Here is an 18,804-nt window from a genome sequence, read left to right on the forward strand (position 1 = left end):
GGTGGGCAACGGCCGGGCGCCGTCCGGCCGTTGCCCGGGCGAGCGGCGCCTGCGACGTGCGGCGCGGAGGGCGACGACACCGGGACCACGCCCCGGCCGACGCGTCCGAACGGGCCAGCGCCCGCCTCGCCGGACGGGGCGTCGGCTTCACCCGTCACCTCCCCGACCGAACGGGCCCCCCGTCAGTCAGTCGTGCCGTATCCGTGCGCACCACCGGCCGTCCTCCAGATCGTCTCGGTGGAATCCCCGTGGAGCAGGGCGCGGCGCCCTCAGACCCTCGGGGCCTGGGAGGCGCCTGACGGTTCTCGCCCCCGCGCCGGTGCGCACCGGCGCGGGGGCGGTCAACGGGCGCCCGCCGGCCGTCGGATGGGGCCGCACCGGCGACACCCTCACCGGTGGCTGAGGCCCCCGTCGAACTCCGATGCCCGGCGAGCGCGGGGCCCCGGCTCCGCCGGACGGCAACGCGCCAGCCGACGAACCCCACCCCCCGGCGGCAGCCGGGAGACCCGGGCCGGGCCCCGCCCGGCGCGTGGGCCCGCGCCCGGAGGGCGCGTCAGCCCCCCAGCCAGCGGGGCACCTCGTCCACCGCGTCCAGCGCCTCGTCGTCGAAGGCGTCGCTGATGTCGAAGCGGCAGATCACCCGCTCCGCGTCCACCGCGTCGAACGGCGCGGCCAGCCACTCCCCCGGCTCCGCCGGCTCGTCCTGCGCGGTCACCCAGAGCGTGGCGTCGCCCTCCGCGAGGCCGAACTCCTCGTGGCGGGAGGCGATCTCGTCGGGGTCGAACTCGCCGAAGAGCACGCCGAGCGCGGCCTTGAGCCCGCGCCCTGCGGCCGGCTCGGCCGAGCCGCCCTCCACCTCGTTGCCCTCGGCGTCCAGCTCGGCGATCCGCGCCGCCTGGGCGAGCAGCCGCCTGGGCTCGGCCACGGTGTAGTCGCGCCGCAGGAAGACGCTGAGCACCTCCGGGTCCTCCGGGCCCGTGTAGGAGGCCCCGTCGGAGGCGGGCACCTCGAAGGGGGTGACCTCGTCGTAGACGTCGTAGAGCAGCTCGTCGTACACCTCGCCCGCCGCCGCCATCTCGTTGAACGCGGCGAAGACGGCGGCGTCGGCCGCCTCGACCTCCGCCTCGGGGGCCGCCGCACGTCGCTCGATGGCGGCCAGATGCCGGTCGAGCGCTTCCTTGAGCGCCTCCGCGGCGGCACGGACTTCGGCAGCCGTGGGCTGCGCAGCATCAGACATGGTGCAGACGGTATCGGCATCCAGGGCTTGGCCGCACAATAGATTCGATGCCGGAATACGAGTTTCGCGATGTGTATGTGCCACGTGGGGTCTCGCGAGCCGCCACGACCCGTCTGCTGACGGAGCACGCCGAGTACGGACACTGGGAGTTGGCCAGGCTCCGCCTGTACCCGGACGGGAGCCGTCAGGTGCGGCTGAAACGTCGCATCATCCGCCAGCCGCGCCCCACCTGGTGAACGTTCCCACCCCACCTGGTGAACGATCCCGCCCCGCCCGGTGACCCGCTCGCCCTCCCGTTGACCTGCCCCGCCACGGCCATCGGGCGGAGGCGGGCGGAGGGCCACCGGGGCCGCACACGACGAACGAGTGGGTCCTGGCTCGGACCCACTCGTTCTGGTGGCGTGCGCCGGCTGGGCGGAAGGGGTCAGCCCTGCCGCACCGTCCGCGTCCTGCGGTAGAGCAGCGCGCCGCCGAGCACCAGGCCGGCGCCGACCGGGACCGCCGCGAGCAGCGCGAAGTCGCCGCCGGTGGCGGCGAGTTGCGTCTCGGTCACCTGGACCGGGGTCTCGGCCTCCACGGGGGTGGTCCCCTCGGGAACCAGCTCCGGGGACTCGCCCTCGGGCTCGTGCTCCGGCTCCTCGCCCGGGTGCTTGGGCTCCTCGGGCTCCTCCTCCGGGTGGGGCGCCCGCTCGTGCGGGGCCGTCCCGTTGGCGCACTCGTTGCCCGAGGCCGGGTTGCCGAGGCCGACCACGTCAACGCTGTTGCCGCAGGCGTTCACCGGCACCTCGACGGGGGCCTGGACGTTGTTGCCCGAGATGAAGCCCGGCGAGCCGCTGGCGCCGCCGGTGGCGCTGGCCCCGCCGTCGCCCTCGTTGACGCAGGTGTTGCCGAAGGCCGGGTTGAGCAGCCCGACCACGTTGACGGTGTTCCCGCAGACGTTGACCGGCACGTGGACCGGTGCCTGCACGGAGTTCCCTGAGATCACTCCGGGAGAGTTGGCCGCGCCGCCCTCCGCCTCGGAGTCGGCGAAGGCGATCCCACCGGAGGCGGCCAGCACGCCGCCGGCGGCGAACACGGTGAGCAGGCCGTTTCGCGTGACCTGTCGCATGGTTGATTCCCCTGACTTGCTTGGGATGGGTCGCGGGGTGGGGGGTGAGGGCGCCCGCGCCCGACGTAGAGCCTGGGCGGTCCCGGTGCGCCGCGTCGCGCTCCGGGACCGCCGGCTCAAGCCCTCAGTGAGATGGGGGTGGCTCTACTTGTTGACGCAGACGTTGCCGAACGTCGGGTTGAGCAGCCCGATGACGTCGACGGTGTTGCCGCACACGTTGACGGGGATGTGGATCGGCACCTGGATGTTGTTCCCCGAGATCACGCCGGGGGAGGCGACGGCGGCACCGGCGGCGCCGGAGTCCGCGACCGCGAGCCCGGCACCGGCCAGCGCCAGGCCGCTGGCGGCTGCCGCAGTGGCGACGACCTTCTTGATCATTACTTCCTCCTCGTTGACAACGCGGACCCCAGCCGGGGACTGCATGTGTTGCAACGAGATGGCCAAAACAAGGGCACGAAACGCCGCGCCCATTCACCTAACCTGGGGAATTCCGCACGTCCGAACGATTAACGCCCACCCCGATCGGGCCCGTTCAGCACTGATCGAGGAAACGGTCGAGCACCCGTACGCCGAACTGGAGCCCGTCAACCGGCACCCGCTCGTCCACGCCGTGGAACATCCCGGCGAAGTCCAGCTCCGGCGGCAGCTTCAGCGGGGCGAAGCCGAAGGCCCTGATGCCGAGGTCGTCGAAGGACTTGGCGTCCGTGCCGCCCGAGAGCATGTACGGAACAGCCCGCGCGATCGGGTCCTCGGCGACCAGCGCCGACTGCATCGCGTCCACCAGCGCCCCGTCGAAGCTGGTCTCCAGGGCCTTGTCGCTGTGGATGTCCTCGCGCTTCACCCGGGGGCCGAGCACCCGGTCGAGGTCGGCCAGGAACTCCTCCTCGAAGCCGGGCAGGAACCGCCCGTCCACGGCCGCCGTGGCCTGCCCGGGGATCACGTTCACCTTGTAGCCGGCGTCGAGTTGGGTGGGGGCCGCCGTGTTCTGGAGCGTGGCCCCGATGATCTTGGCGATGCCGCCGAGCTTGGCGAGGGTCTCCTCCATGTTCTCCGGGTCCAGCGGGGTGCCCAGCGCGTCGGACAGCTCGTCGAGAAACGAACGCACCGTCTTGGTGACCCGCACCGGGAACCTGTGCCGCCCCAGCCGGCCGACCGCCTCGCACAGCTCGGTGATGGCGTTGTCGTCGTTGGTCATCGACCCGTGGCCGGCCGTGCCGTCCACGGTCAGCCGCATCCAGTGCATCCCCTTCTGGGCCGTCTCGACGAGGTAGAGCCGCAGCTTCTCGTTGACGGTGAACGAGAAGCCGCCGACCTCGCCGATCGCCTCGGTGACGCCCTCGAACAACTCCGGGTGGTGGTCGACGAGATACCGCGCGCCGTGGATCCCGCCGGCCTCCTCGTCCGCGAGGAACGCCAGCACCACGTCCCTGGGCGGCTTGCGACCGGTGCGCAGCCGCTCGCGGACCACGGCCAGGGTCATGGCGTCCATGTCCTTCATATCCACCGCGCCGCGCCCCCAGACGCAGCCGTCGGCGATCTCGCCGGAGAACGGGTGGTGCGTCCAGTCCTCGGCGTTGGCGGGAACGACGTCGGTGTGGCCGTGGATCAGCAGCGCCGGCCGGGAGGGGTCCTCGCCGGCGATCCGCGCGACGGTGGAGGCGCGGCCGGGGTGGGACTCGAAGATCCGCGGTTCGAGACCGACCTCGGCGAGCTTCTCCGCGACGTACTCGGCGGCGGCGCGTTCGCCGGGGCCCGAGTGGTCGCCGTAGTTGCTGGTGTCGATCCGGATCAGGTCGCGGCAGAGGTCGACGACCTCCTCCTCGGCGCGGCCCGGGACTCCGCCTCGGCTGGGGCTGGCCTGGTTGGGGGTGGTCTCGCTCACACTGCCTCCTCCTGCGGTACGTGCCTCTCATCCTCCCTCCCGCCGGCCACGATCCCAAGGCCGGCCGCCTCTCCCCGGCGGCCGGGGCCCGGCCGCCGGGGAGAGGCGTCATCGTGGCCCTGACCTTTGCTATGGTTTCCCTCGTCAGCGCGCCCGCGAGGGTCGCGCCCTCACCTTGTCCGGGTGGCGGAATGGCAGACGCGCTAGCTTGAGGTGCTAGTGCCCGTTTAAGGGCGTGGGGGTTCAAGTCCCCCCTCGGACACCACATCAGGCTTTGTCTGACCTGCGGTTTCTCTCTGGCTAGGGGCTCTCAGATGCCCCGTATGGCCAACCGCGTGGCCAACGGAAATGATCTTGCCGAATCAGGCGACCGTGGACGGCCCAATCCGGGCGGCACTGGCTCCCGCCAGCCTCTTCGTCGAGTCGGCGCGGCGCCGGCCGTAGGCCCGTCGAGCGCGATGCTGCCCTCCTCCCAGTTGATGAGCGACCACTTCCACCTCAGGACCTCGCTGCGGCAGCATTTGGTGGCTACTGAGCTTGAACTCGTGGTGTCGTAGGGGCTGTCAGGGGCATTGCATGACCAACCGCGTGCACAACGGAAGTGATCTCGCTCCATCAGCCGCAGGCGATGGACAGCCCGCGCCGGTCCGCCCCGGCACCGGCGAGCTTCTTCCCCAAATGGCCTTGGGCCAGCAGCCGGTTCTGGCCCATCGACGAGCACGGCCGCCCACAGTTCCTGGCGGCTCCTCCGTCGATCCTTGTCGGTGCGGATCAGAGGCGCCGAGGTCAACGACATGTTCGTGGATCTCTCTTCGGCTCCAGTTCTTCGAACCTCCCGCGCGCCGGGGAGACCTCAGTTCGCTCACCGGTGGGATGAGAGACCGCCCGCGTCCTGGTAAGGACCCCGAAGCGCTTCTGGTCGTTGACGATCGTCAGACTAGTGCGAGCGCGGCCAAGCAGTGCCCAACGAGACTGCAGGTGTAGCCCCAGGCCAACGACTGTGGCCTTGCGGCAGGCCCAGGTGTCGATCGCGATGTGCCGCCTTCGCCCGTTGGCCAACTCGCCTCCGTCGAAGCCGCGACTGTCGGCGCCGACGAGGGGGTCCGCTGAGCCCGGCGGCTTTGGAAGGCGGGCGCACACCCGGGCCGGCGCCTGCGTTCAGGAGTCGGCCGTATCCCACCACGGGGTCAGGGCGTTGACCGTGATCCGCACGTCTGAGGTCGAGGTGAATGTGGCCCGTTGTCGGGTGGCGTCCCAGCTGATGTCCATGAACGGGTTCGAGCGCTCGAAGTACATCACCCACTCCAACTCTTCGTCGCCGTATGTGCAGGCGACGAAGCCCTCCGAGCCGTGGCCGCCGTCGCCGCAGCACAGTACGCGTCCCTCGGCCTCCAGGGCGAGCTGGCGGGTCGGTTCGATCTCGGTCACCCACTCGGGGTCGGCGTCAAGGCTGGCCCGCAGGTCGAAGGGCTCGAGGATTTCGACCCCGGTCTGTGCCTGCGGTGCCAGTCGGGCTGCGTACGAGACTCCAGTGGCCAGGTACAGACCGTCGCGGATGGGTAGGGTCCGTTCCTTCCAGAGCGCGATGATGGGGGTCACCTTAGTGGTCACCTGCGGCCTCCTGGGCATTGCACGGTCGGTGCTTCGGACAGTCCCGTGTTGGGTACCACACCGCCAGCACGTCGGTTGCGCGGGTCGTTGAAGCGTCGCTGGAACTGCTGTCCCCAGGTACGTCCGCTCGTGGAGTCGGGGTGCGGCGCCGACGGGTCGACGCGTTGGATGGGGACCTGCTGGAGGCCGGCCTCCCGCGCCGCGTTCAGCCGCCGGTTGTCGTAGCTGACGAGTTGCCCGTCGACCTCCATCACGTGCAGTGGGCCGGAGCGTTGCCAGTCCCATGCGCCGTTCCGCATGGCCTCCGCATAGTCGTTGGCGGAAATCGTGCGTTGCGAGAAGTTGATGTCGTTCGGGTTGACCAGTTCGGGGCTGAGGCCGAGCGGGTCGGCCCACACCCACGGGTTGTGCGGGTATGCGTAAGGGTTCGGGGCGGGTTCGAGGCCGAGTGGGTCTGGCGTGGCGTAGCGGGCGGTGCCCTCTCTGTCAGCCTTGGGTGAGACATCCCGCTTCGTCGGGTTAGCCTGAGAGGGCACGACAGGAGAACCCCCCTCATGACCAGCACGAACCCTGCCGGACCCGACCCGGCTGCCCGGCCGAAGCGCCGTACCTTCAGTCCCGAGTACAAGCTGCGGATCGTGGCCGAGTACGACGCCGCGCCCAAGAACGAGAAAGGCGCGGTCCTGCGCCGCGAGCGTCTGTACCACTCGCACGTCAAGGAATGGCGGGCCGCGCGGGATGCCGGGGCCCTGGAGAAGCTGACAGAGAGGGCCGGGTGGTTCGCGCAGAACTTCAGCGAGGGCTTCCTGCTGGACATCGTGCTCTCCGGCAAGATCCGGCTGCCGGCCGGCGACGGCGCGGCGACCTTCGTGGACGCCGAGGACATCGCGGCCGTCGCGGTGGCGGCGCTCACCGAGGACCGGCACGTGGGCGAGGTCTACGAGCTGTCGGGACCGCGTGCCTACACCCTGGCCGAGGTCGCCGGCCTCATCTCGGAGGCCAGCGGGCGCGAGCTGCGCTATGTGCCGCTGGAGCACGACGAGTTCGTCGCCGAGATGGTGAACGAGGGCTGGCCCAAGGCCGACGCCGAGGACTTCGCCGACACCGTCGGAGCGATCCGCCGGGGCCTGGACAGCCATGTCTCCGACGGGGTGCCACGCGCTCTCGGCCGCCAGCCCCGCGACTTCTCCCTGTTCGTGAAGGAGGCCGCCGCCGCCGGCACATGGCGCGGCTGACCACCCTTCCTCAACCGGACAGCAGCCCGTTCGGGGTCGTCCGGTGACCTCCGGCTGACCCCGAACCACAGGCTCGACCATGGCCCGTGGTTTCGAACCACGGGGCGACAACATGAACTTGGGCGACATCGGTCTGTGACAGGTAGGTGGACGTGGCCGGTTGCCAGGTCCACAGGGTCGGTACCGCGTTGCGCGTTCGGTCGAACGCGCCCTGCGCGGCGTTGCGTACGACCCGCCGCGAGGGCGCGCCACATGGCGAGCATCGCCGCCGACGCCAGCCGTCCCCACCTCGGCGGGGCCATGACCGCCCTACTCGCGACGGACCCCGGGGAAGCCCATCCGGGCCTGCTCTTCCGCCGCGGCCTGGACCGGCTCTTCAACGGCATCGCACCCGGTAGCGCCGCTCCGAACGGCGAAGGGTGATCGGGGCGGCCGCGTCTGCCGTTCAGGACCGGTCCGGCAGGTGGTCCGGCAAGGTGGTCCGGCAGGTGGCCCCTCGGGTGCCCGCGGAGAACGACGGTGGAGGCGGGGTTCCCCGCGATCCGGTTCGTCGGCAACCACGCGCTGTGCCACGGCGCCCGCGCGGTGTCCCTGCCGACGTCGCGCTACCGGTCCGTCAGCCTCCCTGCTGTTCCTGCCGTTTCTCCTCCTCGCCCTCAGGGCCGCACTCCCGTCAGGGTGGTGAGCAGCTCCCGCACCGTGGCGGCCACCGCCGCGCGGGCCGGGGACAGGTAGGTGCGCGGGTCGACGGGGAGGGGCTCGCTCGCCACGATCGGGCGGAGGGCGTGGGTGAACGCCTTGTTGAGGACCGTGCCGAAGTTGATCTTCACCATGCCGGCGTGGATCGCGGCGCGCAGCTCCTCGTCGGGGACGCCGGACGAGCCGTGCAGCACCAGCGGGACGGGCACGGCCGCGCGCAGCCGCGCGATGAGCGCGTGGTCCAGGGTGGCGGTGCGCCGGGTCATGGCGTGGCTGCTGCCGACGGCGACCGCGAGCGCGTCGACGCCGGTGCGGCTGACGAACGCGACGGCCTCCTCGGGGTCGGTGCGCACGCCGTCGGCGTGCGCGCTCGCGGGGGCGTCCGGTTTGCCGCCCACATAGCCGAGTTCGGCCTCCAGCCACAGCCCGGCGCCGTGCGCCCAGGTCGCGGCCGCGGCGGTGGCCTCGACGTTCTCCGCGTACGGCAGCGCGCCCGCGTCGAACATCGCCGAGGAGAAGCCGGCGTCGGCCGCCTGCCGCAGCAGGTCGGGGTCGGTGACATGGTCGAGGTGGAGGGAGAGTTCCGCGTCGCTCGCGGCGGCCACGGCCGCGCTCGCCGCCGCGAGGGGGCCGACCCTTCCCCCGTGGTAGCGCACGGCGTTCTCGCTGATCTGGAGGATGGCCGGACGCCCGGCCTCCTCGGCGCCGCGCGCGACGGCCTCGGCGTGCTCCAGCGTGATGACGTTGAAGGCGGCGACGCACCCTCGGTCGGCGGCGGCCCGGGCGACCAGGTCTGCGGTGGGGACCAGCGGCATGTCGGTGTTTCCTCGGGGTGGTTGCGGTGGTTGCGGTGGACCGGCGGGGCGGGTGCCGGCCCGGCCACGGGCTCCCCCGGACGAGGAGCACCATGGCCGGGCCGGCGGCCGTCAGCGGACGACGGGGTCGGCGGCGCCGGGTGCGACGACGTTCTCGTCCCGCTTCTCGTCGGTGTAGACCATGAGCGTCGAGCCGGCGAGGGCGAGGACGATGCCGATCGACGACCAGACGGAGGGCACCGTCTGGTAGATCGCCAGGGACAGCACGACCGTCAGAACCGGCGCCAGCGCGTTGGTGATGGGCGCCACCACGGCGGCCTTGCCCCGGCTCAGCGCCATGACGAGGAACAGCGCGCCCACGGCGTTCAACACCTGGGTGCCGGCGGTGATCACCGGCGCCTGCCAGGGGGCTGAGGGCATCCCGCCCATCATCAGGTAGGCGACCGGCACCAGGGCCAGGCCCGTGATCGTCATCCAGCCGAAGGTGGTCGCGTCGTTGACGCCGGCGAGGGCCGCCTTGCGCATGAAGAACGCCTGCGCGCCCCAGGCCGCGCAGATCAGCACGGCGAGCACCAGCCAGGAGCCGGTGTCCACGTCGCCGCCGTCCCCCGACGGGATGCTGAGCAGCAGGATCGCGACCAGCGCGGTGAACACGCCGACGACGGCGAGCGGGACGATCCGTTCGCGGAGCAGGACGACGGCCATGAGCACGGTGATGACCGGCGAGAGCGACACGATCGGGAAGATCAGGTACGCGGGGCCGTCGGCCAGGGCCTGGAAGAGGACGAGTTGGCCGCCCGCGCCGGTGAGCCCGGCGAGCAGGCCGTAGACGGCGGCGACCGGGCGGCGGTCGAACCGCTGCCGGCGCAGCGCGACGGCCGCCGGGACCAGCATGGTGAAGGCCCAGATGATGTAGATCATCTCGTCCGGGTAGCCGTACCGCTCGACGGGCTGGCTCGATGTCGCGCCCCAGACGCCCCAGAACAGCACGAGCAGTCCCGCGTAGACTATCCAGCTTCGGTTGTTACGGACGGTCATGACTGTTCTCCGTGGGGTTGGTTCTCCGCGAGGTGGGGTTCCGCTTCGGGCCCCGCTTCCGCCTCGGCGGCGGCGCGCAGCGTGGCCAGGGCCTCGGGGTTCAGGGGGGTGCCGGCCAGCTTCGCCGCGTAGAGCGCGGCGCCGACGACCGGCGGGAGGAGCGGCGTGCGCAGGTCGTACTCGGCCGCGCGGCGGCCCAGTTCGTCGCGGAACGCCCCCCGCACGGCGGCCGAGCGGAAGACGCCGCCGGAGTAGGAGACGGGCACGGTCTCGCCCGGCGCGAAGCCGAGGCGGTGGCGCGCGGTGTCGACCAGCTCGGCCAGTTCCCGGCCCGCCTCGGCGAGGATGGCGGCGGCCTGGCGGTCGCCCGCCTCGGCGGCCTCGACGACCGTGACGCTGAGCGCCGCGATGTCGGAGCGGCGGCCCCGCAGCCGGTTGAGGACGACGTCGATGACCTCCAGGTCCTCGGTCAGCCCCAGCCGCCGGCGCAGCAGGCCGGCGAGCGGCCCCTCGGGGAGTCGGCCGTCGCTCATCCGGGAGAACGCGTTCAGCGCGCGGGTGGCGATCCAGTACGCCGACCCCTCGTCGCTGAACAGCTCGCCCCAGCCGCCGACGCGGACGCCGCGCCCCGCCCGCTCGCCGTAGACCATGGAGCCGGTGCCGCTGATGACGTTGATGCCGTCGGCGGCGCCGAGCGAGCCGGCCCAGCCGCAGATCATGTCGTTGTCGCAGGCGTAGCGGTCGTTGCCCAACACCGCGCGGGGCGCGGCGTCCAGCGCGGCCACGTCCCCCGGCGCCTCGCCGTAGCCGGGCAGGCCGAGGAAGGTGTGGTCGATGTCGGCGGGCGTGATGCCCACCCGCTCGCACAGGGCGGCCACGCCCTTCTCCAGCACGCGCACGACATGGTCGACGCCGCCCGCGCCGTTGTCAGCGAAGTAGTAGGTGCTGTCACCCACGGCGCGGGCGCGTACCGTTCCGGCGCTGTCGACCAGGCAGAAGGCGGTCTTGGTGCCCCCTCCGTCCACTCCCAGAAACATCGTTGTTTCTCCTCTCCGCATCTTCCGGGGACGCGCTCAGGCGCGGTCGCCGCGCCGCGGAAGCTTGTGCACGGTCACGCCCTGGACGACGCGGTTGACCTCGCCGGAGGGGAACGGGTTGTCGGGCCGCAGGCCCCGGGCGAGGGAGGAACGCAGTGCGATGAGCTGGGCGCACACCACGGCCGGCAGCGCGAGGGCCGCGTCGGGGGCGTCCGCGAGGCCCGGCAGGAGCCAGGTGTCCTCGGAGTCGGGAAGTCCGTCCGGGCGGCCGGCGATCGCGACAACGGTTCCGGCCGGGAGCGCGGCGCGCAGCTCGGCGAGGATGTCGAGGTCGTAGGCCCGGGTGTAGGGGTCGTTGGAGACATAGACCACGACGGCGGTGCGGTCGTCGAGCACGGCCTTGGGGCCGTGGCGGAAGCCGAGCGCGGTCTCGGCCATCGCGAGGACCGCGCCGCCGGTCAGTTCGAGGAGCTTCAGCGCGGACTCCTCGGCCAGCCCCTTCAGCGCGCCGCTGCCGAGGTAGACGAGGCGTTCCGGCCGGCCGTCGACGAGGGCGCCGACGCGGGCGTCGGCGCCGCCGGAGGTGAGGTGGTCGGCGGCCGCCGCCAGGGCGGGGAGGGCGGCCCGGGCGTCGGCGGCGCGGAAGGCGAGCAGCGCCGCGAGCACCATGCAGGTGAAGCTCGACGTCATCGCGAAGCCCTGGTCGTTCGACCCGTCCGGCATGAGCAGGACGTGGGAGTCCGCCCGGCCGCCGTGCTCGCGGGCCAGCCGGCCGGCCGCGTTGCAGGTGATGACCAGGTGGCTCACCTCGGTCAGGCGGGCCTCGGCGAACTCGGTCGCGGCCACGCTCTCCGGGCTGTCCCCGGAGCGGGCGAACGAGACCAGCAGGGTGGGCACGTCCGCGTCGAGGCTGCCGTCGGGGTCGGCGACGATGTCGGTGGTGGCGACGGCGTCCACGCGGCGGCCGGTGGCGCGGGCGAGCGCGTTGCTGGCGATCCGGCCGGCGAAGGCCGAGGTGCCGGCGCCGGTGAGGACGATCCGCAGGTCCCGGCGGGCGAGGATCGGCCGCAGGAAGGCGTCCAGCGCGTCCCGCCCCTCCTCGATGTTCCGGCCGACCTCGCGCCACAGGCGGGGCTGCTGGGTGATCTCGGCGACCGTGTGGGCGGCGCCGTCCTGGGCCAGGGGGCTGGGGGTGGTGTTCACACGAGTTCCTTGTCGGTGGTGCGGCAGGCGTGGTCGTAGTCGCGCAGCACGTCGCGGACGCGGTCGATGGTCAACGCCCTCGGGTCCACGGCGAGTTGGCCGCCGCGCACCCGTCGGTACTGCTCGGGCAGGTGGGCGCTGAGGAGGGGCAGCGGGATTCCGGAGTCGGCGAGGTTGTCGAACAGCCGGGTGACGGCGGCGTCGATCGCCTCGTCCGGCCAGTAGTAGCGCACCCGGTCGCTGTAGCTGTAGGTGCGGGCCAGGCGCCGCTCCTCGTCGGTTCCCTCGTAGTAGCCCTCCCACTGGGAGGGTTCGGCGCGCATCCGGCGGTCGACGACCTCGGGGAGACGGGATCGGCGCTCCTCCGGCACGAGTTCGGCCTCGATGGCCGCGAGCGCGTACAGCGCCTCGCGCAGCGCGAAGGTCAGCCCCGGGCCGACCTTGAGCACGGCCCAGTGGTCCTCGACCAGGGCGGCGAGGGCCTCGGGGGTCTGGTAGTCCGTGGAGTGCGCCTCGAAGACCATGCCGGGCTCGGTGTCCAGCACGGCCCGCAGCTCCTCGGTCAGCTCCCTGCGGTAGGCGACGACCTGGACGTGGTCGAACTCGACTCCCGGCTGGACGACCAGGGCCGTCACGCGGGGCCAGACGTCGGCCAGGCCGTGGGCGGCGAACGCCTCGCGGTGGCGGGCCAGGGTCCTCGTGGCCGCCGATGCGGTGGTGGGCCTGACGCCGTCGAGGGTCTCGTGGGCGCCGCCGGGCACGGGGACCTCGGTGCCGATGACATAGCGGAGCCGGTCGGCGTCGGGGCCGGCGGCGGCCTCGGCGGCCCGCACCAGCTGGACGGCCCGCTCGGCCACCACGTCGTCGCTCGGGGAGACGGGGTCTCCGGCGCAGGAGAAGCTACAGTCCAGGTGGATCTTGGTGAAGCCGGCCCGGACGTAGGCCGCGACGAGGTCCTCCGCCTCGGTCATCGCCTCGTGCGGCGGCCGGTCCCGCCACCGGTTGGGGCCGAGGTGGTCGCCGCCGAGGATCACCGGTCCTGCGGGAGGTCGTGCCGGGCGGCGATGTCGAGGACCAGGGACCGGAAGTCGTCCGGTCGCATACCGGTATACCCGCCGTACTGGTCCACCTGGTTGGAGGTCGCCTCCACCAGCAGGTACCCGCCGGAGTCCCGGGCCTGGAGCACCGCCGCCTCGATCACCAGCGGATGGGCCGAGCAGACCGACGCGATGCCGCTCGGCTCGCCGCTCTTCTGGCGTCGCACCAGGTCGTCCAGGGGACCGCGCATGTCGTTGCTCCAGGAAGTACCAGAAAGGACGCGTTGATGCCGACTCGCGCCCCTTGCACGAAAACTCACCTGGGACGGTACTGGTCTCCCCGACGGCAGTCAATGGTCTCTTTCTGGTCTTGCACTGGTATGCCTTGCTCTGGCATCCTACGGACATGTCTTCCTCGGACTCCCCCCTCCTCCCCCAGGGCCCGCTCGGCAGCGAGGCCCTGCCGCTCTACACCCGGGTGGCCGGACGTCTGCTCGACGACATCGCCGCGAACGGCGCCAGGCCGGGAGACCGGCTGCCCTCGGAACGCGCGCTCGCCGACCGCTACGGGGTCTCCCGGGTCACCATGCGCTCCGCGCTCAACGAGCTGGCGGAGCGCGGCGTCATCGAGTCATCGCCCGCGCGCGGCTGGTTCCTTGCGGCGGGCAGCGCGCACGTCCTGTCCCCGCCGGGGGACGCCGCCGCGCCGGTGGGCAGCCGCACCGTCCAGGGGTTCGCCGACTACGCGGAGCGGCACGGCTTCGGCGTCCGGGCCGAGGTCCTGCACGCCCGGGTCAGGGCGGCCACCGTCCAGGAGTCCGAACGCCTGCGGGTCGGCCCCGGCGCCGACCTGTTCGAGATGCGCCGCGTCCGGTTCCTCGACGACCGCGTCGTCGTGCTGGAGCACAACCGGCTGCCGCTCGGCCTGTGCCCGGGGCTGACGGAGGCCGACTTCTCCCGCGACTCCCTCTACGCCACCCTGCGCCGCGCCGACCCGCCCCAACTCCCGCGCGTCGCCGACTACTCGGTGGAGGCCCGGCAGCCGACCGACGAGGAGCGCGAGCTGCTGGAGATCACGGACGCCACGCCCGTCCTCGTGGCCACCCAGCTCGCCTTCAACCAGGACGCCCAGCCCCTGGAACTCACCGTCGCCAGCTACCGGGGCGACCGCTACCACTTCCGGGCGTCCATCACCGGCTGACCGGCGCCACGGCGGGCGCGGAGCCGCCGAGCCCCCGGGGAGGCCGGGGGCTCGGCGGCGCGCGGGTGGGGCGGCCACCGCGTCGCGGCTACGGTGCGGGGGTCACGGTGCCGGGGCCACGGTGCCGGCGGTGGTGTCGATGGTGAGGTGGGGGGTCCAACTCAGCGCCATGGTGCGGCTGTCGGGGAACTCGACGGGGAGCCACACGTACTCCGAGTCGTTGACCAGCCCTCCGGAGGCGTTCCCCCACCGGTCGCCCATGTAGAGGTAGGAGGTGGCCTCGGTGCCCTGGATCGGCAGGACGAACGTGGTCTGGGAGTCGAAGCCGGTGGCGTCGCCGACGTCGCGCATCTCACTCCACTCGCCGTCCAGGCTGGTGGCGGTGGCGTACCGCTGCTGGTTGGGGTCCCAGCCGGTGGCGCCTGAGGTCAGCATGAAGTAGACGCCGTCGCGCTGGAAGAGCGCGGGCGCCTCGCGGTGGCCGCCGGGCCAGGGGTTGGCGACCAGCTCGGCGACGTCGGTGTAGTCGTCGGTGAGGCGGTAGATGTGCAGGTCGTAGTTCTCCCGCGCGGCGGAGACCATGTAGCCGGTGCCGTCGGTGTCGACGAAGGCGGTGATGTCGCGGGACATGTGGTCCAGCGGGCGGAAGCTGCCCTGCCAGCTGTAGTCGCCGTCCACGGTGTCGGAGACGGCGACGGCGGCGCGGGCCTCGCTGTAGTCCTGGCCGTTCTCCTTGTGCATCCACATGACGAACTGTCCGGTGGACTCGTTGTAGATGACCTTGGGGCGCTCGATGTTGGCCCGCGCCAGTTCGGGGTCGGACTGCTGGGTCAGGACGTGGTTGCGGAACTCCCAGTTCTTCAGGTCGGTGGAGCGATAGGCGGAGACGTAGCGGAAGCCGTTGTTGTCGTCGTGCCGGTTCTCGCCGAACCAGTAGTAGTAGCCGTCGACTTCGAGGATGCCGCCGCCGTGGGCGTGCAGCGGGTTGCCGGCGGTGTCGGTGAACTGGGTTCCGTTGGGGACGGTCACGGGCTCCGCCTGGGCCGAGTGGCCGGTGAGGAACGGGAGGAGCAGGGCCAGGCCGAGGAGCGTGGCGAGGCGCCAGCGGCGCGGCGATCCCGTGCCACGACCGGCGGGCCGACGGCGCGTGTGTGGCAGGTGCATGAGGCGACTCCTGAGGTGAGGCGCACCGGTTCCGCCGCCCGCGGACGCGCGGTGCGTGGGGGGCCGACCACCGCCCGGCCGGGCTTCGGCCGGGCGGTGGCGTCCCGTTCACCGTCGAACGGCGGCCACCGGAGGTCAACCGCCGCACACCGAATCGATCAGAACCAATCAACTACGCTCAGGGGGTGGGGTGTTGGGCCGGGGTCGGGGTCGGGTCCGGGAGGCCGAGGTTCTCGCGGAGGGTGGCGCCCGTGTACTCCGTGCGCAGGGCGCCGCGCTCCTGGAGGAGGGGAACGACCCGGTCCACGAACTCGTCCAGGCCGGTGGGCGTCAGATGCGAGCCGAGGATGAAGCCGTCGGAGCCGTCGTTCTGGACGAACGCGTCGAGCTGGTCGGCCACCTGCTGGGGCGTGCCGACGAACTCGGTGCGGCCGAAGACATGGATGGCCAGGTCGCGCAGCGAGTAGCCGTTCGCCTCGGCCAGTTGGCGCCACTCGGCGACGGTCCGGTGGGCGTCCTGGTGGATGCGGGCGCGGCCTTCGATCACGGGCGGACCGTCGGGGTCGGGGTCGATGTCGGGCAGCGGCCCGTCGGGGTCGTAGCCGGAGAGGTCGCGGTTCCAGACGGTCTCCAGCAGGATCTGCGCGGTCCTGCCGGTGACCTGCTGGCGGGCGATGTGCCGGTGCCGCTCGACGGCGTCCGCCTCGCTGTCGCCGAGGACGAAGGACGCGGAGGGCAGGACCTTGACCGCGCCGGGCGGCCGGCCGGCCCGGGCGGCGCGGCGCTGGATGTCCCGGTAGAACTCCCTGGCCTCGTCGAGGTGGTGGAACGGCGAGAAGATGGCGTCGGAGCGCCGGACCGCGAAGTCCCGGCCGCCGGGCGAGACGCCCGCCTGGAGGATCACCGGCCGGCCCTGCGGCGAGCGCGGGGTGGTGAAGTGGCCGGAGATGTCGAACTGTTCGCCGGCGAAGGCGAACGCGCCGACCCCGCCGTCGCCGCCCCCGTCGCCGTCTGACCGGTTGAGGAACCGGCCGGTCTCCTTGTCGGCGACGATCGCGTCCTTCGCCCAGGTGTCCCACAGCCGGTGGGTGGCGGCGAGGAACTCGTCGGCCCTGACATAGCGGTCGTCCCGGTGCAGATAGCCGCCGCGCCGGAAGTTCTGCCCGGTGAACGCGTCGAAGGAGGTGACGACGTTCCACCCGGCGCGCCCGCCCGAGAGATGGTCCAGGCTGCTCAACTGGCGGGCCAGCTCGTAGGGTTCGTTGAAGGTCGTGTTGAGGGTGCCCACCAGGCCCAGGTGTTCGGTGACGGCGGCCAGCGCGGCCAGCACCGGGAGGGTGTCGGGGCGGCCGACCACGTCCTGGTCGAAGACCCGCCCCAGCCGCTCGCGCAGCGCGAGCCCCTCGGCGAGGAAGAAGAAGTCGAACCGGCCGCGCTCGGCCGTCCGGGCCAGGTGCCGGAACGAGGAGAACGCGATCTGGCTGCCGGCCTGCGGGGCCGACCAGAGGGTGTGGTGGTTGACGCCGCTGAGGAAGGCGCCCAGGATGATCCGCTTGCGGGGCTGTGCCGGCTCGGTCATGGTCTCTCGTCCAGTCCAGAGGTCAACGGGGGGTCGGCGGGGTCACGTCGGCGGTCAACGGGCGGCCGTGGCAGGGCGGTTGGCCGTGGCGTAGCGGTTGGCCGGCCGGGGCAGGCCGAGGCGGGCCCGCAGGCTCTCCGGCGCGTAGGAGCCCCGGAACACGCCGCGCCGCCGCAGCTCGGGCACCAGCGCGCCGACCACCGCTTCGAGGTCGTCGGGGAGCACCGCCGGGCGCAGGCGGTAGCCGGTCAGCCCGGCCCGCTGCCACTCCAGCAGGGTGTCGGCCAGCGCCGAGGCGGTGCCGACGAAGATCGGCGCGTCGCTGGTGAACGGCTCCCCCGCCCGCTCCGCCAGGCGCGCCGCGCGCTCCTCGGCGGCGGCCCGGGTCTCGCCGAGCAGGACGACGACGTCCGCGAAGACGTGGAGGGTGGTGTCGGCCCGCCCGGCCTCCTCCTGCGCGGCGCGGATCTCCGCGACGACGGCGCGGACGTCGTCCTCGTCGTGCGGGGTGGTGTAGATGACGTCGGCGGAGCGGGCCCCGAGCCGGTAGGGCAGGCTGCCGTGGGCCAGCAGCGTCACCAGCGGCTGGCCCTGCGGCGGGCGCGGCACGATGCCGGGGCCGCGCACGCGGAACCAGCGGCCCTCGAAGTCGATGGTGTGCAGCCGGGCGCGGTCGACGAAGCGGCCGGTGGCGGCGTCCCTGATCTCGGCGTCGTCCTCCCAGCTGTCCCACAGCCGGCGGGCGACCTCGACGAAGTCCTCGGCCTCGGCGAAGTGTTCCTCGACATAGGCCCTGACCCCGGGCCCTTCGGGGGCGGTGAGGCTCACGGGGCCGACCTCGCGGCGGCCGAAGTGCCGGTTCTCCGCCGGGCGCGAGACCTGTACCCGCCAGCCGGCGCGGCCCTCGCTGACGTGGTCCAGGGTGGCGATCGCCTTGGCGATGTGGAAGGGCTCGGTGTGGGTGGTGGTCGCGGTCGGGACCAGCCCGATGTGGCGGGTCAACGGGGCGACCCGGGACGCGATCAGCACCGCGTCCAGCCGGCCGCGCACCCGGTCAATCCGACCGTCGGGGCCGTCGGGGAGGGTGGACTGGAGGGACAGCGAGTCCTCGATGGTGACGAAGTCCAGCAGCCCGGACTCGGCCGTGGCCACCAGGTCGGCCCAGTAGCGGGCGGTGAACAACGCGTCGGGGCGGGCCCGTTGTTCCCGCCAGGCCGCCGGGTGCCAGCCAACGCCGTCCAGGGCGACGGCGAGGTGGAGGGGATAGGAGGAGCCGGGGAACGACACGGAGGAACGGGGCATGGGAGTGGCCTCACTTGCCGGTCGAGGGAGACATGCCGGTTGAGGGAGCGTGCGGAGCGGGGGACCCCCGGGCGCGCCGGCGGACGGCACGGCGCGTGCGGCGACGCAACGGGCGGGCGGCGCGGAACGGCTCAGCGGAGCGGCTCACGGGGTCGGCGGAGCCGACCGGGCCGGGCGCGGGGAGGTCCGTGGCGTCAGCGACAGAGCGAACTGGCGGAGCGGACCAGGTCGATGGGCAGCCGCCTGGTCAACCGGCGGGACACGGCGGGCGCTTCGGGCGCTCTCACGGTGTGCCCCCCTTCGGCGGAACGCGCGCGCCCCTCATCCGGGACCCGCGCTCGACGACCGGCCTCGACAGCCGCTCCAGCACGCTAACGCGCCAACGCGCGCCCTGTCCATGCGCCCTCGCGCGGGCGGGCGGCGGCCGCCCGCCCGCGCGGTGCGCTCAGAGCGGGATCTCGGTGGGCGGTCCCGCCGGCCAGTGGGCGGTGATGTGGCCGGCGGCGACCGCCAGCCTCGGTCGGGGCAACGCGCCCCCGGCGTCCACCCGTTCGAGGGTGACCAGGGCCGCCAGCACCGCGCCGGCCCCGGGTGGTCCGGCGGTGGCGGCCCACGGCACGGCCGTGTGCCGGCCGAGCGGGCCGGTGTCCCGCTCG

15 protein-coding genes, 1 tRNA gene and 4 pseudogenes are annotated in these 18,804 nt (G+C 72.8%); 5 read left to right on the forward strand and 15 right to left on the reverse strand.

Annotation, left to right across the window (positions count from 1 at the left end; all coding sequences use genetic code 11):
- Positions 1–553 precede the first annotated feature (553 nt).
- Positions 554–1,237, reverse strand: coding sequence for a hypothetical protein (locus tag EBN88_RS19940; RefSeq protein WP_122185277.1), 684 nt, complete (start codon positions 1,235–1,237; stop codon positions 554–556).
- Between the two features lie 47 nt (positions 1,238–1,284).
- Here EBN88_RS19940 and EBN88_RS19945 point away from each other — a divergent pair, with 47 nt between their 5' ends.
- Positions 1,285–1,473 (forward strand): DUF5703 family protein, encoded by a 189-nt coding sequence (locus EBN88_RS19945; protein ID WP_122185278.1) that lies wholly within the window; start codon positions 1,285–1,287, stop codon positions 1,471–1,473.
- A gap of 188 nt (positions 1,474–1,661) precedes the next feature.
- Here the strand turns inward: EBN88_RS19945 and EBN88_RS19950 are convergent, their stop codons facing one another.
- From EBN88_RS19950 to EBN88_RS19960, 3 genes are all read right to left on the reverse strand, one after another.
- Positions 1,662–2,345 carry a chaplin gene (locus EBN88_RS19950; RefSeq protein ID WP_122185279.1) on the reverse strand — a complete coding sequence of 228 codons (684 nt, stop codon included), beginning with the start codon at positions 2,343–2,345 and terminating at the stop codon, positions 1,662–1,664.
- A 144-nt stretch (positions 2,346–2,489) separates the two neighbouring features.
- The gene (locus EBN88_RS19955) at positions 2,490–2,723 is read right to left on the reverse strand and encodes a chaplin (protein ID WP_122185280.1); all 234 of its coding nucleotides are present in this window, start codon (positions 2,721–2,723) and stop codon (positions 2,490–2,492) included.
- A gap of 154 nt (positions 2,724–2,877) precedes the next feature.
- A complete protein-coding gene (locus EBN88_RS19960; protein WP_122185281.1) occupies positions 2,878–4,227 on the reverse strand; it encodes a M20/M25/M40 family metallo-hydrolase in 1,350 nt (449 codons plus the stop codon).
- A 177-nt stretch (positions 4,228–4,404) separates the two neighbouring features.
- Between EBN88_RS19960 and EBN88_RS19965 the strand changes: the two genes are divergently transcribed.
- Positions 4,405–4,492: transfer RNA gene (locus EBN88_RS19965), tRNA-Leu, on the forward strand.
- 893 nt (positions 4,493–5,385) lie between these two features.
- On the opposite strand, the gene EBN88_RS19970 is transcribed toward EBN88_RS19965, so the two are convergent.
- Positions 5,386–5,838, reverse strand: a complete 453-nt coding sequence (locus EBN88_RS19970; RefSeq protein WP_122185282.1) for a hypothetical protein — start codon at positions 5,836–5,838, stop codon at positions 5,386–5,388.
- Positions 5,835–6,314 (reverse strand): annotated as a pseudogene (locus EBN88_RS19975) (RHS repeat protein); the annotation flags it as partial. The gene EBN88_RS19970 and the pseudogene EBN88_RS19975, both read right to left, overlap by 4 nt.
- A 78-nt stretch (positions 6,315–6,392) precedes the next feature.
- Here EBN88_RS19975 and EBN88_RS32595 point away from each other — a divergent pair.
- Together EBN88_RS32595 and EBN88_RS30660 are read left to right on the forward strand one after the other, a co-directional pair.
- Entirely contained in the window at positions 6,393–7,073 is a 681-nt protein-coding gene (locus tag EBN88_RS32595) for a Rossmann-fold NAD(P)-binding domain-containing protein (RefSeq protein WP_122185284.1), read from the forward strand.
- 252 nt (positions 7,074–7,325) lie between these two features.
- On the forward strand, positions 7,326–7,496 hold the full coding sequence (locus tag EBN88_RS30660; protein ID WP_158621449.1) for a hypothetical protein: 171 nt from the start codon (positions 7,326–7,328) through the stop codon (positions 7,494–7,496).
- A 233-nt stretch (positions 7,497–7,729) separates the two neighbouring features.
- On the opposite strand, the gene EBN88_RS19985 is transcribed toward EBN88_RS30660, so the two are convergent.
- The 5 genes and pseudogenes from EBN88_RS19985 to EBN88_RS20005 form a co-directional block, all read right to left on the reverse strand.
- A complete protein-coding gene (locus EBN88_RS19985) occupies positions 7,730–8,587 on the reverse strand; it encodes a class II fructose-bisphosphate aldolase (RefSeq protein ID WP_122185285.1) in 858 nt (285 codons plus the stop codon).
- Positions 8,588–8,698: 111 nt separating this feature from the next.
- On the reverse strand, positions 8,699–9,625 hold the full coding sequence (locus EBN88_RS19990; protein WP_122185286.1) for a DMT family transporter: 927 nt from the start codon (positions 9,623–9,625) through the stop codon (positions 8,699–8,701).
- A complete protein-coding gene (locus EBN88_RS19995; protein WP_122185287.1) occupies positions 9,622–10,662 on the reverse strand; it encodes an N-acetylglucosamine kinase in 1,041 nt (346 codons plus the stop codon). Before EBN88_RS19995 ends, EBN88_RS19990 begins: the two co-directional genes overlap by 4 nt.
- Before the next feature lie 36 nt (positions 10,663–10,698).
- Entirely contained in the window at positions 10,699–11,865 is a 1,167-nt protein-coding gene (locus tag EBN88_RS20000) for an SIS domain-containing protein (protein ID WP_122185288.1), read from the reverse strand.
- Positions 11,862–13,153: pseudogene (locus EBN88_RS20005) on the reverse strand (D-tagatose-bisphosphate aldolase, class II, non-catalytic subunit). The gene EBN88_RS20000 and the pseudogene EBN88_RS20005 overlap by 4 nt, the downstream one beginning before the upstream one ends.
- A gap of 155 nt (positions 13,154–13,308) precedes the next feature.
- On the opposite strand from EBN88_RS20005, the gene EBN88_RS20010 reads away from it, so the two are divergent.
- A complete protein-coding gene (locus EBN88_RS20010) occupies positions 13,309–14,103 on the forward strand; it encodes a GntR family transcriptional regulator (RefSeq protein ID WP_122185289.1) in 795 nt (264 codons plus the stop codon).
- Positions 14,104–14,217: 114 nt separating this feature from the next.
- Here the strand turns inward: EBN88_RS20010 and EBN88_RS20015 are convergent.
- From EBN88_RS20015 to EBN88_RS30665, 4 genes and pseudogenes are all read right to left on the reverse strand, one after another.
- Positions 14,218–15,267, reverse strand: a pseudogene (locus EBN88_RS20015) (family 43 glycosylhydrolase); the annotation flags it as partial.
- A 178-nt stretch (positions 15,268–15,445) separates the two neighbouring features.
- A complete protein-coding gene (locus EBN88_RS20020; protein ID WP_122185290.1) occupies positions 15,446–16,846 on the reverse strand; it encodes an NtaA/DmoA family FMN-dependent monooxygenase in 1,401 nt (466 codons plus the stop codon).
- 54 nt (positions 16,847–16,900) lie between these two features.
- The gene (locus EBN88_RS20025; protein ID WP_122185291.1) at positions 16,901–18,148 is read right to left on the reverse strand and encodes an LLM class flavin-dependent oxidoreductase; all 1,248 of its coding nucleotides are present in this window, start codon (positions 18,146–18,148) and stop codon (positions 16,901–16,903) included.
- Positions 18,149–18,593: 445 nt separating this feature from the next.
- Positions 18,594–18,804 (reverse strand): annotated as a pseudogene (locus tag EBN88_RS30665) (hypothetical protein); the annotation flags it as partial.

Source organism: Streptomyces triticirhizae, from assembly GCF_003696235.1.
In the GTDB taxonomy this organism is placed as follows: domain Bacteria; phylum Actinomycetota; class Actinomycetes; order Streptomycetales; family Streptomycetaceae; genus Streptomyces; species Streptomyces triticirhizae.

What these genes read in the sequence shown, in the direction of transcription:
- EBN88_RS19940 (WP_122185277.1), bottom strand. Translation starts at nt 1,237, where the DNA reads ATGTCTGATGCTGCGCAGCCCACGGCTGCCGAAGTCCGTGCCGCCGCG.
- EBN88_RS19945 (WP_122185278.1), top strand. Translation starts at nt 1,285, where the DNA reads ATGCCGGAATACGAGTTTCGCGATGTGTATGTGCCACGTGGGGTCTCG.
- EBN88_RS19950 (WP_122185279.1), bottom strand. Translation starts at nt 2,345, where the DNA reads ATGCGACAGGTCACGCGAAACGGCCTGCTCACCGTGTTCGCCGCCGGC.
- EBN88_RS19955 (WP_122185280.1), bottom strand. Translation starts at nt 2,723, where the DNA reads ATGATCAAGAAGGTCGTCGCCACTGCGGCAGCCGCCAGCGGCCTGGCG.
- EBN88_RS32595 (WP_122185284.1), top strand. Translation starts at nt 6,393, where the DNA reads ATGACCAGCACGAACCCTGCCGGACCCGACCCGGCTGCCCGGCCGAAG.
- EBN88_RS30660 (WP_158621449.1), top strand. Translation starts at nt 7,326, where the DNA reads ATGGCGAGCATCGCCGCCGACGCCAGCCGTCCCCACCTCGGCGGGGCC.
- EBN88_RS19985 (WP_122185285.1), bottom strand. Translation starts at nt 8,587, where the DNA reads ATGCCGCTGGTCCCCACCGCAGACCTGGTCGCCCGGGCCGCCGCCGAC.
- EBN88_RS19990 (WP_122185286.1), bottom strand. Translation starts at nt 9,625, where the DNA reads ATGACCGTCCGTAACAACCGAAGCTGGATAGTCTACGCGGGACTGCTC.
- EBN88_RS19995 (WP_122185287.1), bottom strand. Translation starts at nt 10,662, where the DNA reads ATGTTTCTGGGAGTGGACGGAGGGGGCACCAAGACCGCCTTCTGCCTG.
- EBN88_RS20010 (WP_122185289.1), top strand. Translation starts at nt 13,309, where the DNA reads ATGTCTTCCTCGGACTCCCCCCTCCTCCCCCAGGGCCCGCTCGGCAGC.
- EBN88_RS20020 (WP_122185290.1), bottom strand. Translation starts at nt 16,846, where the DNA reads ATGACCGAGCCGGCACAGCCCCGCAAGCGGATCATCCTGGGCGCCTTC.
- EBN88_RS20025 (WP_122185291.1), bottom strand. Translation starts at nt 18,148, where the DNA reads ATGCCCCGTTCCTCCGTGTCGTTCCCCGGCTCCTCCTATCCCCTCCAC.